This window comes from Tropicibacter sp. S64, assembly GCF_049803835.1.
Taxonomy (GTDB): Bacteria; Pseudomonadota; Alphaproteobacteria; order Rhodobacterales; family Rhodobacteraceae; genus Pacificoceanicola.
Genome location: NZ_JBNAGK010000012.1, coordinates 104595 through 118916, shown reverse-complemented (window position 1 = coordinate 118916; position 14322 = coordinate 104595). Strand labels below are relative to the sequence as shown.

Here is a 14322-nt window from a genome sequence, read left to right as displayed (position 1 = left end):
GACTGAATGAGCACGAAGAATATGCTCGAAGTCTACACGCCGCGGCCAATCGGGACAATCGGCACGGTGGCGGAGGCGTTTCGTCCCCCGCTTGCAGGACTCAGGGAGGGTCTGTTTTCCTTTCAGTGCAATGACTTGCGCCTGCGTCCAGCGAGCACCAGCCCGGACAATCCACCAAGGAGCAGCGGCAGACCGGCGGGCAGGGGAACGGCGGCGATGCTCGCCTCGACGGTGAAGAAACCGCTGTCCAGCGCCGGAACCCCGACTTCGCCGTTCGACTGGCTTTGCGCCCTGACGCCGATCTCGAAGCGGTAGGCGTTGCCGCCCACCAGGTCGAGGACGCCGCTGAGAGTCCCGGCGGTCTGCTGATCACCCAGCTCGTTGGTCGAGTAGCTGGGCAGGCCGTAGGAGGAGAAGGCGAAGCCGTTGAACGCCTGGAACTGGAAGGAGAAATAGTCGGCGAGGCTGATCCCCGGATCGCCCGCGCCCCCCGCCCAGTCGATGGAATAGCTCATCTGCGCATCCGCCGAGGCGACGAACTCGAAGAGGATGTAAGACTGCATCCCGATGAACGGCAGGCAGTCCGCCTCGACCGGTGTCGGATCGACGACGCAGGTGGAGGACGTGGTCACCACCGAATTCGCGGAAAAACCGTAGGTCCCGAGGGTGCCGTTTGTTGCCCCCGTCACATCCGCGGTGCCGATCCGCCCGGCGCCCATGTCCCCGGTGTAGGTCTTGGAAACCGAATCCGAGAAACTGCCGCTGCCGGACGGGCCAAAGGCCGACGTGCGGTCCAGGGCGGTCGTGGCTGCGTAGTCGGGGCCGATATTGCCGCCTTCATGGTAATGGCTGCCGGTGAAGGGGCCGTAGGAGAGCGTGGCAGCCAGAGCGGGAAGGGGCACGGCAAGCAAAGTGGCGCTCAGTGCCAGAGGCGTAAAGAGTTTCATGAATGGTCCTGTCGGAAATCGCTGACAATGGCAAAGGGTGCGCCTCGTCGGTGATTCCAGCAATCGAAATTTGCATTGTCCCGGATGATTTGGCCCTGAAAAACCGGAGTGCGCCACGGGCACCGGCTCGCCGTGTCGGGAACCGACGCTGCAGGCGGACGTTGGTCTGATGAACCTGAAACAGGAGGACACCATGACCGAGCGCAAGCGTTCCACCGATGGCCACCGCGAGACCGAAGAGATTCTCGGCCGCAAACCCGAAGACATGACCCCGGCACCCGATGCGCAGGGCCGCTCCGGCGGCGAGATCGCCCGCAAGGTCGGCACCCGCGACGAGGAAAAACGTCACGACGAGACCTCGGCGGGCAACACCCGCCCGCTCGGACAGGACCAGAATCGCAGCGGTGACAAGGAGAAGGTGTGATGGGCGTTCTGACGAAGGGCACATGGGTGCTGGTTGCGGACGGCGAGAAGGCGCTTTTCCTGCGCAACGACATCGACGAGATGAACCCGGACCTGAACGTGGTGCGGATCGAGCAGCAGGAAAACCCTTCGGATCGCGAGCAATCCGCAAACCGGCCGGGGCGCATGCATGACGGCGGGCCGGGGCAGAAGTCCGCGATGGACGACACCGACTGGCACGAACTGGCCAAGGAGCGCTTTGCCGACGATCTCGCGGAGATCCTCTACAAGCAGGCGCACAAGGGTGCCTTCGAGCGCATCGTTCTCGTGGCCCCGCCGAACACGCTCGGCGAGTTGCGCAGCAAGCTGCACAAGGAGGTCAGCGACAAGGTCGTCGCGGAGGTCGACAAGACCCTGACCAATCACCCGATCGACAAGATCGAGGCGCTTCTCACCCGCGAACTGGCGGCGTGACGGGATGGGGCCGGGGCCTTGTGCTTCGGCCCTTGTCCTCGGCGGAGGAGGCCTCTACCCATACGGGGCATCCAATCCCAAAGACTGGCCTCCTTTCCGATGACCAACAGCAAGACCGGCGTTCTGATGATGATCGGCGCCTGCACGATCTGGGGCTTCTCACCGCTCTATTACAAGCTGCTGGTGCATGTGCCGCCGCTGGAGTTGCTGGCGCATCGGACTGTCTGGTCCTTCGTGGTCTTTGCCGGGCTTTTGGCGGTGCAGGGACGGCTCGGGGCATTGCGCACCGCGCTTGGCACAGTCCGGAACGCGGCGACATTGGGCCTCGCGGCGTTGATGATCAGCGCCAACTGGTTCCTGTTCATCTTCTCGGTGCAGGCCGGGCATGTCACGCAGACCTCGCTCGGCTACTACATGTTCCCGCTGGTCTCCGTCCTGCTCGGCGTTCTCGTCATGAAGGAGCGGCTGGCGAGGATGCAATGGGTCGCCGTTGCCCTTGCAGCGCTTGGAGTGGCGCAGCTGACATGGGGCCTTGGGGCCGCTCCGTGGATTTCGCTGATCCTTGCGGTCACCTTCGGTCTCTACGGTCTGATCAAGCGCAACCTGAAAACCGGCGCGGTGGTGTCCGTGACGGGCGAGGTGGCGCTGCTCTCGGGACCGGCCCTGCTGTATCTCGGCTGGCTGCACGGACAGGGCGCGGGCGTCTTCGGGTCCGACGCCGTCACCACCGCGCTGCTTGTCTTCTCCGGCCTGCTGACCGCCCTGCCGCTGGTGCTTTTCTCCGGCGCTGCGCAGAAACTCAGCATGGCGACGGTCGGTCTGATGCAGTACATCAACCCGACGCTGCAGTTCTTCTGCGCGGTGGTCATTTTCGGCGAGGCTCTGACGCTGTATCACACGCTCGCCTTCGGCCTGATCTGGCTGGCGCTGGCGCTCTACTCCGGTGTCAGCCTCACTCAGGAAAGGGCGCGGCGCAGAAGGTCCATGACCTCTCCCGCCGAGGCGCCGCTCTGAACGAAGTCCAGCAGGCTCGCCTCGGCGAATCCCTGCGCCACCGTGTGATCCATCAACGCCTTGAGCGGCCCCCAGTAGCCCGCGACGTCCAGAAGGACCATCGGCTTGTCATGCAGGCCCAGTTGCCGCCATGTCAGCACTTCGAAGAACTCGTCGAGCGAGCCCGCGCCGCCCGGCATGACCACCACCGCGTCGGCGTTCATCAGCATGACCTTCTTGCGCTCGTGCATGGTCTCGGTGATGACGAAGGTCGTCAGGTCGCGCTTGCCGACCTCCTGGCGCAGCAGGTGGGTCGGGATCACGCCGAAGGTCTCGCCGCCCGCCGCCTGCGTCGCCCGGGCCACCGCGCCCATCAGCCCCACGTCCCCCGCACCATAGACCAGACGCCAGCCCGCCTCGGCAACGAGGCGGCCCATGGCTTCGGCCTCCACCGCAAACGCCGGATCGGTGCCGAAACGTGACCCGCAATAGACACAAATGGATTTTTTCGTCATGTCCTTCTCCGATCAGGCTTAAAAAGGTCTTTTGACCCCTGTTATGCCCGTTGATATATTCGTGCATCCGCGCCTGCCAGTGCGGAAGACCGTGCGAACGCTCGTACGAAGGACCTGGGGACGTATGAACTTGGACAAGTCATGAAGAATTCGGCTGTCATGGCCGCTGTGGGCGGTGTCGGCATCGTGGGCGTGGCGCTGATCGCGGCCTTGAACGGGGCGTTCGATCGCAAGACCGATACCGGGACCGAGACGCCGCCGCAGCAGGCTGCGCTTGCGGTGCCGGACCCGAAGCCGGAGGCCGGGGCTGAAACCGCAACGGTAGCCGCGCCGGAGACCGCAGCTGTGCCAGAGCCGGTTGCCCTGTCCGACGTTCCCGCGCGATCGGGCGCGGCGCCTGTTCTGCCTGAAACCCCGGGCCTGCTCTCCGCGCCGCAGATCGGCACCAATGACGTGGTCCAGCCCGGCACAAACGACACGGCACCGGGACGCGTGCCGCCGGCGGCCTTGACCGCCGGGGCCGGATCGGGAGAGGTCGCCGGGTTCGAGACCACCGGAGCGCCGCGTCCGCAGGCCGAGACCGAGGCCGCCGCGCTTGCCGGTCCGAGCTTCGATCTCGTCCGCGCCGAGCCGGGTGGCAGCACCCTGGTGGCGGGCCTCGCCGCGCCGGGTGCGCAGGTTGCGGTCCTGGTGAACGGCGCGCGGCTGGCGGAGACCCAGGCAGGCCTCGACGGCCGCTTTGTCCTCTTCCTCGACATCGACGCCAGCGAGCGGGCGCAGGTTCTGACGCTGCTGCAGAAGGCGGAAGGCGCGGAGGATGAGGTGGCCTCGGAAGAGGAAGTCATCATCACCCCCGCTGTCGCCCGGGTCGCAACGCAGGACACCGGCGCGGGCGCACCGCAGACGGCGGTGGCGGCGCGGGAACCGGATGCGGAAGACCTGGCAGGAACCGACGCGGCCCCATCCGCCGCCATGGGCGACGCAGGCGATACGGAAGGCGCGGAGGCCGCCACCGCGTCGGCAGCGCCGGAGACTCCGGCGGCTGCTCGAACACCCGGCAGCGCCGAGCCGGAGACGACTGCCGGAGAAGCAGACGACGCGCCTGCGACAGCCATGGCCGTGGCGGACGGGTCCGCGGGGCCGGAAACCCCTTCGGATATGGAGACCACAGAGGCCCCTTCGGTGCTGCGGGCCTCGGCGTCCGGGATCGAAGTCATGCAGACCGCGCCGCTTGCACCGGGTGACGTGGCGCTCGACGCCATCAGTTATGACGACCGGGGGGCGGTGCTGATCTCCGGGCGCGGCTCCGAGGACAGCTTCATCCGCGTCTATCTCGACAACGCGCCACTGACGACCTCGCAGATCGAGGCGGACGGGCGTTGGCGCATCCAGTTGCCGCAGGTCGATACCGGCACCTATACCCTGCGCGTCGATCAGGTCGACGCAGGCGGGACAGTGACGGCACGGGTCGAAAGTCCCTTCCTGCGCGAAAGTCCCGAGACGCTGGCCGCCGCCGCCGAGGCCGGCCCGATCACCGCGATCACGGTGCAGCCCGGGCACACGCTCTGGGCCATCGCGAAGGGCCGTTACGGTGAGGGGATCGAATACGTGAAAGTCTACAAGGCCAACGCGGACCGCATCCGCGACCCGGACCTGATCTACCCCGGGCAGATCTTCGATCTGCCGACGGAGTAGGACGGCGTTCGAACGCGGATCGGGCTGTCCTCTGGTCAATTGCCTCCGGCGGACTTAAGTCAGGGGGATTGACCGAAGGACGCCCCGATGCCCGCTGACACATCCGCAAACCCAGCCACCAATGCCGAGATTGCCGCCGAGGAGCGCCGCTCCGGCTGGCGGACCATCCAGAAGGTCGGCCCGTACCTCTGGCCGCAAGACAAACCTTGGGTGAAACAACGGGTGGTGATCGCGCTGGCTCTGCTGGTCATTGCCAAGCTGATCGCGGTCGGCACGCCGATCCTCTACAAACGCGCGGTGGACAGCCTGTCCGGCGAGGTGCCGGACCTGATGCTCGGCGCGGTGGGGCTGACGGTGGCCTACGGCATGGCGCGGCTGATGACCGTGGGGTTCCAGCAGTTGCGCGACGGCATCTTTGCCAAGGTCGGGCAACGGGCGCTGCGGCAACTGGCGCTGGAGACCTTCACGCACATCCACCGCCTGTCCCTGCGCTACCACATCACCCGCAAGACCGGCGGCCTCAGCCGGATCATCGAGCGCGGGGTGAAGGGCGTGGACTTCCTCCTGCGCTTCATGCTGTTCAGCGTCGGGCCTCTGGTGCTCGAATTGCTGCTCGTCGGCGCGGTACTCTTCTGGCTCTTCGATGTCTGGTATCTGCTGGTCGTCGCGGTGGTCATCGCGCTGTACGTCTGGTTCACCTTTGCCGTCACCGAATGGCGGGTGAAGCTGCGCCGCGAGATGAACAAGCAGGACACCGACGCCAACCAGAAGGCCATCGACAGCCTGCTGAACTTCGAAACCGTGAAATACTTCGGTGCCGAAGGCCGGGAGGCGGCACGGTATGACCGCGCGATGCAGGCCTACGAGGGCGCGGCGGTGAAGACCGCCACCTCGCTGGCCTTCCTGAACTTCGGGCAGAGCTTCCTGATCACCTCCGGCCTGGTCGCGGTGATGGTCATGGCGGCGCTGGGGGTGCAGGCGAAGACGCTGACTGTGGGCGATTTCGTCATGGTCAACGCCTACATGATCCAGATCACCATGCCGCTGAACTTCCTCGGCACGGTCTACCGCGAGATTCGTCAGAGCCTCGTGGACATGGGCGAGATGTTCGACCTGCTGGAACAGCCGCAGGAGGTCTCCGACAAGCCCGGCGCCCCGGCGCTGGCGGTCTCGCGCGGGGTGGTGGAACTCGACGGCGTGCGCTTTGGCTACGATCCGGCGAGGCCGATCCTCAAGGGCGTCTCGGTCACCGTCGGGGCCGGGCAGAACGTGGCGCTGGTCGGGCCAAGCGGCTCCGGCAAGTCGACCATCGGGCGGCTGCTGTTCCGCTTCTACGATGTCGGCGGCGGCGCGATCCGGATCGACGGGCAGGATATCCGCGATGTCACGCAGGAGAGCCTGCACGCGGCGATCGGCGTGGTGCCGCAGGACACGGTGCTGTTCAACGACACGATCCGCTACAACATCGCCTATGGCCGCGACGGCGCGACCGAAGAGGAGATCGTCGCCGCCGCAAAGGCCGCGCAGATCCATGACTTCATTGCGTCGCTTCCGGAAGGCTATGACACGGCGGTGGGCGAGCGTGGGCTGAAACTCTCGGGCGGAGAGAAGCAGCGGGTGGGTATCGCCCGGACGCTGCTCAAGAACCCGCCGGTGCTGCTGCTGGACGAGGCAACCTCGGCGCTGGATACGGAGACGGAAGCCTCGATCCAGGAGGCGCTGCGGCGGGCCGGGGAAGGGCGGACGGTCATCACCATCGCGCACCGCCTGTCGACGATCGCGGACGCGGACCGCATCGTGGTCTTGCAGGACGGCGAGGTGATCGAGGAGGGCAGCCACGAGACGCTGCTTGCGCGGCAGGGCCGCTATGCCGCGCTCTGGGCCCGGCAGCAGGCGGAGGACGAGGCGGCCTGAGATGCGGCGGGTGCGGGGCACAGCCCCGCCCTACAGGCCGTCGCGGTGACATCGGGGGTCCGCACCAAAGCGGGTCAGCGCCCGGCCCAATCCGTCATGGTGGCGGCGAGGTCGCCATAGCCCGTCAGGCGGCGTTCGAATCGCAGCCCGAGCCGCTCCGCCTGAGCCTCTGCCTTGGCTGTCAGCGCCGGATCGTCCACCTGCGCAAGATACACCAGCGTCTCGTAATTGCCGAAATACATTTCCCGAAGCTCCGGATGCCGGTCCAGCCCCAGAGGCTTCCACACGAAGGCGTCGAACTGGCGGACGAGGAAATCGGTGAGGAAGAAACTCGTCACCTCGCCGCGCTCCGCGAACCGATCCACGCCGTCGAAAAAAGCATAGCAATGGGGCCCGGCGACCATCTCCACGCCCATCTCGGCGCAGGCCGCCTGCAGCAGCCCGCCTGTGCCGCAATCGGCATAGACGACGAAGATCCTGTCATAGGCCCCGCGATGCCTTGCGACGGCGTCCCGCACCGCTCCGGTGATCTTTTCGGGAAAGTTGTGAAGGATGGCGGGAAGACAGGCGAGGTCGAGATGGTCCCAGCCATTCCGGGACTTGAGGTCGAGAATCTCCCGCGCCAGCGCGCCACAGGCGATCAGCAGAATGCGGCCCTTGCCCGAAGGGGCGAGCCCCTCGGCGGTCAGGACATCGCTGGAGACGGGAAGATCAGGCGTGATTGTCATCGTGGGGAACATGCGCCATGGCCCAGCGGGCAATCAGCGCCACGGAGATGAGCAGCGGCAGCACCGTCATCATGCCCCATGCGGTCACTGCCCAGATTGTCAGCGCGGCGGCTGCAAGGACGGACAGGATCAACAGGGCGAAAGATGTGACGGGCACGCGGGAACTCCTCTCTCCTGACACCAATATGGCGCATAAGAGGTTAAAGAAAAAGGCCTCTTCGATCACAAAGAGGCCTTGAGGAGAAATAAGGCGGGTTTCGGCCCATCCCGCGGGCCGGTCAGCCCGGGGATGTGGCCGCGTTTCAGCCAGCCGCCATCTGGTTGTGCTTGCGTGCGATGAATTCCTTGGCGGTCTCGACGGCCACGGCCGCGTCGCGGCAATAGGCGTCGGCGCCGATGGCCTTGCCGAATTCCTCGTTCAGCGGCGCGCCGCCGACCAGAACGACGTAGTCGTCGCGGATGCCCTGGGCGACCATCGCGTCGATCACCACCTTCATGTAGGGCATGGTCGTGGTCAGCAGGGCGGACATGCCGAGGATGTCGGCCTCTTCGCGGGCCAAAGCTTCAAGATAGTTTTCCACCGGATTGTTGATCCCGAGATCGACCACTTCGAAACCGGCCCCTTCCATCATCATGGACACGAGGTTCTTGCCGATGTCGTGGATGTCGCCCTTGACGGTGCCGATGACCATCTTGCCCATGCGTGGTGCGCCGGTTTCGGCCAGAAGCGGCTTGAGGATGGCCATGCCGGCCTTCATCGCGTTGGCCGCGAGAAGCACCTCGGGCACGAAAAGGATGCCGTCGCGGAAGTCGTGGCCGACGATGGTCATGCCGCCGACGAGTGCCTTGGTCAGCACGTCATACGGGGTCCAGCCGCGCTCGAGCAGGATGTTGACGCCCTCTTCGATCTCCTCCTTGAGACCGTCGTAGAGGTCGTCCCACATTTGTTCGACAAGCTCGTCGTCGCTGAGGTCGGAAAGGATGATATCGTCTTCGTCGGACATGGTTTTGTTCCTTTTGCACGCGGGCACCGGCCCGGGGCGAGATTAATTCCTAATGCGGCGATTGTGTTCGGCCCGATTGGCAGATTGCGACATAGGGCGATGTTTCTCCGACGCGGCGCTGCGTGATGCGTCGGATGGATTGCGCGTGTTCTTATTTCGTTCTATTTTGACGGCATGACCCAGCCGCTTCGCCCCGTTGCCAAGGAAATGCGCCCCGGACGAGGGGCGGCGAGCCGGGATGCCGGGCGATTCGAACGGTTTGCGCGGGAGGATCTGCACGATGGCTGGGACATTCCCGAAGAGGTCGGCGTGCTCCGCACGATCGTGGCGGAGGAGGTGCCGCGTAGCGTGATCACCTACCAGACGTCGCCCGATCTGCCGTTCGACCGCTCTTTGAACCCGTACCGGGGCTGCGAGCACGGATGCATCTACTGCTTTGCCCGCCCGGGACATGCATTCCTTGGCCTGTCGCCGGGCCTCGATTTCGAGACACGGCTGATCGCCCGGCCCACCGCACCGGAGGTACTGGCGAAGGAACTGCGGGCCAAGCGCTACGCCGTGCAGCCGCTGGCCATCGGCACCAACACGGACCCGTATCAGCCGGTCGAGCGCGAGCGCCGCATCATGCGCGGCTGTCTCGAGGTGTTGCGCGACTTTCGCCATCCGGTGGCCATCGTCACCAAGGGCACGCTGGTCGAGCGCGACATCGACATCCTGTCCGACATGGCGGCGCAGGGGCTGGCGAAGGTCGGGATTTCCGTGACCACGCTGGACGCGGGCCTGTCGCGGAAGATGGAACCGCGTTGCCCGAGTCCGGCAAGACGGCTGGAGACCATCCGCAGGCTGACCGAGGCCGGCATCCCCGTGCGCATCATGGCCTCGCCCCTCGTTCCGGCGCTGACCGATCCGGAGCTTGAGAAGATCCTCGAAGCCGGGCGCGACGCCGGGGCAGTCTCGGCCAGCTGGATCATGCTGCGGTTGCCGCGCGAGGTTGCGGGGCTTTGGCAGGACTGGCTGGCGGAGCATTACCCGGACCGCGCGAAGCGGATCATGGGCCACTTGCGGGACATGCATGGCGGCGAGGTCTACTCCGCCAAATGGTTCACCCGGATGCGCGGCGAAGGGCCTTACGCCGACCTTGTGGGACAGCGGTTCAGGCGGGCGGCACGAGCGCTGGGGCTGGACGCTCGGCAACCGCCGCTGCGCTGCGATCTGTTCCGGGTGCCGCCGAGGGTGGGGGATCAACTCAGTCTGTTCTAGTTGGGGGGCAAAAGCCGTCGACGGCTTTTGCAAATTGCTTCGAAGCAATTTGCGTGTCTTTCGACGGCAACGGCCAGCGCCGGATCGGTTCGGCATTGCAGAAGATGACCGTCTGTCCGCCGTTTTCGACCGCGGAAAACCCGCGCCTTGCCAGTTCAGAGGCAAAGCGCTCGCGGCCGACAATACGCTCGATGTCGCGGGTCTTGCGGCGCACGACGCCGCCATCCGCCGCGGCGCGGGCGGAGAAGATGGTGCGCAGCCAGTCCTCTGGCCGGATGAAATCCGGTGGTTGTCCCATGCGGAAGAGGATGCGCAGATCATGGTTAAAGGTCCGTGAAGGCGCTCACTTCCGGCGGCGCGATTTGCGCTCGCGGGAGGGGCCGCCCTCGCCGGTGCCGTCGCTCTCGGAAGAGAAGCCACCCATCGCCGCGGTGATCTGTTCCAGTGTCGGGCGCGGGCCCTTCGGACGGGTCTCCAGAGCCTCGCGCATGGCGGCAAGGTGGACCGGCATGGTGCCGCAGCAGCCGCCGATGATCTTCGCACCGGCGTCGCGGGCGAGGCAGGCGTAATCCGCCATCAGATCCGGCGTGCCGTCGTAGTGGATATGGCCGTCGACATATTTCGGGATTCCGGCGTTGCCCTTCGCGATGATCGGGCGCTCGGTGCCCTGGGCGACGAAGCCAAGCACGGTGCGCAGCAGATCCGAGGCGCCAACACCGCAGTTCGCGCCAAAGGCGATGGGCGGATTGGGCAGGCCCTCGACGATGCCGACCATCTCGGCGGAGGTCACGCCCATCATGGTTCGGCCCGCGGTGTCGAAGGACATGGTCCCGCACCAGGGCGCACTGATGTTGGAGAAGGCCTCGGCAGCGGCGCGGAATTCCTCGGGGGCGGAGATCGTCTCGACCCAGAGCACATCGGCCCCGCCGTCCATCAGGCCCTTGGCGGTTTCCTCGAACATCTCGACGGCGCGCTCGTGCGAGAGGGTGCCCGCCGCGCCCATGATCTCGCCGGTCGGGCCCACGGAACCCGCGACGATGACCGGGCGGCCCGCCTTGTCGGCGCATTCGCGGCCAAGCTCTGCGGCGAGTTTGGACAGCTCATAGGCGCGGTGCGCGGCGTCGTGCAGCTTGAGGCGGGACGCGTTGGCGCCGAAGGAGTTGGTCAGGAAGAGGTCAGACCCGGCATTGATCGCGCCGTTGTAGAGGGCGCGGATCTTGTCCGCCTCGATTTCGTTCCAGAACTCCGGCGCATCGCCGGACATCAGGCCCATGTTGAACAGGTTGGTGCCCGTCGCGCCGTCGGCGAGCAGCCAGTCGCGGGTTTCGAGCAGTTTTGTCAGAGCGTCGGACATGGGTTCCCCTTGGGTGTCGGTTTGCAACGGGGTCTGTCACGGATTTCCGCAGTACGCAAATTCATAATCCGCAAGATGGTTATGAGCCGGACAAGTTTGTGTCCGCGGAGCGCGCGGGAGCGAGGGGCCGGCCCCTCGTGCTCCCCGGAGTATCAGGAAAGAGCAGAACCCGGGGCGGGTCAGCCTTCGGTTTCGGTGATCTCGTAGGCGCGGGGCAGGCCCAGTGTGACCTCCGCCCAGACCGAGGCGGCCCCGCGTGCCTGATGCGCCTCGAAGGCCGCGCGGTCGGAAAAGGCTTCGTCGACGTGGAAGAGGCCGGGCATCGCGGCGTCTTCGGTCACTTCGAACCGGATACAGCCCGGCTCGTCGCGGGTCAGGGCAACATGGGCCTGTAGGGCTGCACGCACCTCGGCAAGGCGATCCGCGGTGCAGGTCATCGTGCCCTTGAGCCGGATCACGGCAGAAATCCGTGCCGCTTGAGGGTGTCGAGGGTCTTGTAGTCGGTATTGCGGTAGAACCGTTTCAGGTTGGCCACGGCGGTCTCGCTCAAGGCGGTCGGCAGGTTGGCCTTGTGCATGCGGGTGTGCCTGAGCGGAACATCAAGGCCGAGCCCCATGTCGTCGATCATCGCGCCGAAATCCGCGTCGAACTGCTCGACCCGGCCCACGGCTGCGATGTTGTCCCTGTAGACATCAACCCAGGCGCCGTTGTGCAGGTGCCAGCCGATGCCCTTGTTCATGTGCTCGTCCGGCATGCGCATGAGCAGATGCGCCAGAACGCGGCGTGTGAGGTCCGGGCCATAGAGTGACTCTGCCAGGTCGTTCGCGGTCTCGAACTGCGCCATCAGGTATTCGTATTCGTCCGGGTAGGCCCGGCCCGTCCTGATCTTCGTCTCGATGCGCATCGGTGCGGGGCAATTGGCGAGGGTGGCACTGCCCGGGGCCATGCCGGAGACGTCGAACTGGCAGATGCTCTTGGAGTGGTTGAAGGCGGAGATGAAACGCTTGATCGGATCGCGGACCCAGACGACATAGCGGCGGCTGGCGTCCAGTGGCGCCTTGCGCATGTGCAACTCGTGCACGTCGATGCCGGCCTCGACGAAGCTGCGCCGGATCGAGGTGCCGCCGCATTTGCCGATGTGCACCAGGGTGACCGGCTCCAGCCCGTGCGCCATTGGAAAGCTCTCGTTCCAGTGGTGGAACGTCTGGCGGTCCGGCGGCAGGTCGGTGAGATGCACCGGCGGGCAGGGCGCCTTTGCGCCCTTCGGTTTCAGCGCCAGCAGGGCCGCGCCCCGGAGCGAGCGGGCGGTGTTGTTGGCGATGCGGGCCAGCATCCGGACCCAGACGGCCGGTGTCGCCTTCAGCGGGGTCACCGGCAGAGTCTCGGGCGTGTCGGTCCGGTCGTAGGGCAAGGGTCTGTCTCCGGGATCGCGGGCCTCGGGCGCGGGATCATTCCCACTCGATGGTGCCCGGGGGCTTCGAGGTGATGTCGTAGGTGCAGCGGTTGATGCCCTTGACCTCGTTGATGATCCGCGTTGCGGTCTCGCCGAGGAAGTCGTGGCTGAACGGGTAGTAATCCGCCGTCATGCCATCGACCGAGGTCACCGCGCGCAGGGCACAGGCGTAGTCGTAAGTCCGCCCGTCCCCCATGACACCCACTGTGCGCACCGGCAGGATGGCCACGAAAGCCTGCCAGATCTCGTCGTAGAGGCCGTGCTTGCGGATCTGGTCGATGTAGACCGCGTCCGCCTTTCGCAGGATCTCCAGCTTCTCGCGAGTGATTTCGCCGGGGCAGCGGATGGCGAGGCCCGGGCCGGGGAAGGGGTGGCGGCCGATGAAGTGATCCGGCAGGCCAAGCTCGCGGCCAAGCGCGCGGACCTCGTCCTTGAACAGCTCGCGCAGCGGCTCCACCAGCTTGAGGCCCATCTTCTCCGGCAGGCCGCCCACGTTGTGGTGCGACTTGATGGTAACGGAGGGACCACCGCTGAAACTGACGGATTCGATGACGTCCGGGTAGAGCGTGCCCTGGGCGAGAAATTCCGCGCCCTCGATCTGGCTGGCGTATTTCTGGAAGACGTCGATGAAGAGCCTGCCGATGATCTTGCGTTTGGTTTCCGGGTCAGAGACGCCGTCGAGTTCACCGAGGAACAGCTCCTGTTCCTGCGCGTGGATCACCGAGAGGTTCATGTGGTCGCGGAACATGCCGACGACCTCTTCGGCCTCGTTCAGGCGCAAGAGGCCATGGTCGACGAAGACGCAGGTGAGCTGATCGCCGATGGCCTCATGGATCAGGGCCGCCGCGACGGAGCTGTCGACGCCGCCGGACAGGGCGCAGATCACCTTCTTGTCGCCGACCTGGTCGCGGATGCGCTGCACCGCTTCCTCCCGGTAGGCACCCATGGTCCAGTCGCCCTTGAAACCCGCGAGGCGGACGAAATTCTCGTAGAGCTTTGCGCCCTTCGGCGTGTGGTGCACCTCCGGGTGGAACTGCACGGCATAGAAGTGGCGCGCGGCGTCGGCGGTGATGGCGAAGGGCGCGCCGGGGGAGGTGCCGTAGACCTCGAAGCCGGGGGCGATGGCGGCGACGTGGTCGCCATGGCTCATCCAGACCTGCTCCTGCTCGGTGCCGTCGAACCAGCCGTCGAGAAGATCGAGCGGCTGCGTCGGCTTGACGAAGGCGCGGCCGAATTCGGCGGTGCCGTGGCCGGATTCGACGCGCCCGCCAAGCTGCTGCATCATGACCTGTTGGCCATAGCAGATGCCGAGGATCGGCACGCCGTAGTCGAAGATGCCTTCGGGGGCACGGGGACTGCCCTCGCGGGTGACGCTGTCCGGGCCGCCGGAGAAGATGATGGCCTTCGGGGCCATCTCGCGGACCGTCTCCATCGTGACGGCCTGATAGGGACGGATTTCGCAGTAGACGTTCAGCTCGCGCAGGCGGCGCGCGATCAGTTGCGTGACCTGCGATCCGAAGTCGATGATGAGAAGGCTGTCATGCTGGGTCATGGCTCCGCTTTAGGGCCGTGCGGGACCTTGT

The 14322-nt window shown here is 65.9% G+C and carries 16 protein-coding genes; 6 read left to right on the top strand and 10 right to left on the bottom strand.

Annotated features, from left to right (window positions below; all coding sequences use genetic code 11):
* Positions 1 to 122: 122 nt before the first annotated feature.
* Complete coding sequence (locus ACP159_RS18980; protein WP_425101288.1) at positions 123 to 947, bottom strand: VPLPA-CTERM sorting domain-containing protein; 825 nt, start codon at positions 945 to 947, stop codon at positions 123 to 125.
* 169 nt (positions 948 to 1116) lie between these two features.
* On the opposite strand from ACP159_RS18980, the gene ACP159_RS18975 reads away from it, so the two are divergent.
* The 3 genes from ACP159_RS18975 to rarD all read left to right on the top strand — a co-directional run bounded on the left by ACP159_RS18975 (position 1117) and on the right by rarD (position 2837).
* Complete coding sequence (locus ACP159_RS18975; protein ID WP_425101287.1) at positions 1117 to 1371, top strand: hypothetical protein; 255 nt, start codon at positions 1117 to 1119, stop codon at positions 1369 to 1371.
* A complete protein-coding gene (locus ACP159_RS18970) occupies positions 1371 to 1823 on the top strand; it encodes a host attachment protein (RefSeq protein WP_425101286.1) in 453 nt (150 codons plus the stop codon). Before ACP159_RS18975 ends, ACP159_RS18970 begins: the two co-directional genes overlap by 1 nt.
* A 99-nt stretch (positions 1824 to 1922) precedes the next feature.
* Complete coding sequence (gene rarD, locus ACP159_RS18965) at positions 1923 to 2837, top strand: EamA family transporter RarD (protein WP_425101285.1); 915 nt, start codon at positions 1923 to 1925, stop codon at positions 2835 to 2837.
* On the opposite strand, the gene ACP159_RS18960 is transcribed toward rarD, so the two are convergent.
* Positions 2780 to 3331, bottom strand: a complete 552-nt coding sequence (locus ACP159_RS18960) for a TIGR00730 family Rossman fold protein (RefSeq protein ID WP_425101284.1) — start codon at positions 3329 to 3331, stop codon at positions 2780 to 2782. The genes rarD and ACP159_RS18960 overlap by 58 nt on opposite strands.
* A gap of 141 nt (positions 3332 to 3472) precedes the next feature.
* On the opposite strand from ACP159_RS18960, the gene ACP159_RS18955 reads away from it, so the two are divergent.
* Together ACP159_RS18955 and ACP159_RS18950 are read left to right on the top strand one after the other, a co-directional pair.
* The gene (locus tag ACP159_RS18955; RefSeq protein WP_425101283.1) at positions 3473 to 5026 is read left to right on the top strand and encodes a LysM peptidoglycan-binding domain-containing protein; all 1554 of its coding nucleotides are present in this window, start codon (positions 3473 to 3475) and stop codon (positions 5024 to 5026) included.
* Between the two features lie 87 nt (positions 5027 to 5113).
* On the top strand, positions 5114 to 6940 hold the full coding sequence (locus ACP159_RS18950; RefSeq protein ID WP_425101282.1) for an ABCB family ABC transporter ATP-binding protein/permease: 1827 nt from the start codon (positions 5114 to 5116) through the stop codon (positions 6938 to 6940).
* 74 nt (positions 6941 to 7014) lie between these two features.
* Here ACP159_RS18950 and ACP159_RS18945 read toward each other — a convergent pair whose 3' ends face one another.
* The 3 genes from ACP159_RS18945 to ACP159_RS18935 form a co-directional block, all read right to left on the bottom strand.
* The gene (locus ACP159_RS18945) at positions 7015 to 7668 is read right to left on the bottom strand and encodes a DUF1638 domain-containing protein (RefSeq protein WP_425101281.1); all 654 of its coding nucleotides are present in this window, start codon (positions 7666 to 7668) and stop codon (positions 7015 to 7017) included.
* Complete coding sequence (locus ACP159_RS18940; protein WP_425101280.1) at positions 7652 to 7825, bottom strand: hypothetical protein; 174 nt, start codon at positions 7823 to 7825, stop codon at positions 7652 to 7654. The genes ACP159_RS18945 and ACP159_RS18940 overlap by 17 nt, the downstream gene beginning before the upstream one ends.
* Before the next feature lie 145 nt (positions 7826 to 7970).
* Positions 7971 to 8672, bottom strand: coding sequence for a corrinoid protein (locus ACP159_RS18935; protein WP_425101279.1), 702 nt, complete (start codon positions 8670 to 8672; stop codon positions 7971 to 7973).
* Between the two features lie 174 nt (positions 8673 to 8846).
* Here ACP159_RS18935 and ACP159_RS18930 point away from each other — a divergent pair, with 174 nt between their 5' ends.
* Positions 8847 to 9932, top strand: a complete 1086-nt coding sequence (locus tag ACP159_RS18930; protein ID WP_425101278.1) for a PA0069 family radical SAM protein — start codon at positions 8847 to 8849, stop codon at positions 9930 to 9932.
* Here ACP159_RS18930 and ACP159_RS18925 read toward each other — a convergent pair.
* The 5 genes from ACP159_RS18925 to guaA all read right to left on the bottom strand — a co-directional run bounded on the left by ACP159_RS18925 (position 9919) and on the right by guaA (position 14291).
* Positions 9919 to 10230, bottom strand: a complete 312-nt coding sequence (locus tag ACP159_RS18925) for an N-(5'-phosphoribosyl)anthranilate isomerase (protein WP_425101277.1) — start codon at positions 10228 to 10230, stop codon at positions 9919 to 9921. The two genes, ACP159_RS18930 and ACP159_RS18925, sit on opposite strands and share 14 nt — an antisense overlap.
* 45 nt (positions 10231 to 10275) lie before the next feature.
* On the bottom strand, positions 10276 to 11286 hold the full coding sequence (gene bmt / locus ACP159_RS18920; RefSeq protein ID WP_425101276.1) for a betaine--homocysteine S-methyltransferase: 1011 nt from the start codon (positions 11284 to 11286) through the stop codon (positions 10276 to 10278).
* 179 nt (positions 11287 to 11465) lie between these two features.
* Positions 11466 to 11744 carry a putative quinol monooxygenase gene (locus ACP159_RS18915; RefSeq protein ID WP_425101275.1) on the bottom strand — a complete coding sequence of 93 codons (279 nt, stop codon included), beginning with the start codon at positions 11742 to 11744 and terminating at the stop codon, positions 11466 to 11468.
* Entirely contained in the window at positions 11741 to 12697 is a 957-nt protein-coding gene (locus tag ACP159_RS18910; RefSeq protein WP_425101274.1) for a hypothetical protein, read from the bottom strand. Before ACP159_RS18910 ends, ACP159_RS18915 begins: the two co-directional genes overlap by 4 nt.
* 37 nt (positions 12698 to 12734) lie before the next feature.
* The gene (guaA, locus tag ACP159_RS18905; RefSeq protein ID WP_425101273.1) at positions 12735 to 14291 is read right to left on the bottom strand and encodes a glutamine-hydrolyzing GMP synthase; all 1557 of its coding nucleotides are present in this window, start codon (positions 14289 to 14291) and stop codon (positions 12735 to 12737) included.
* Positions 14292 to 14322: the final 31 nt, after the last annotated feature.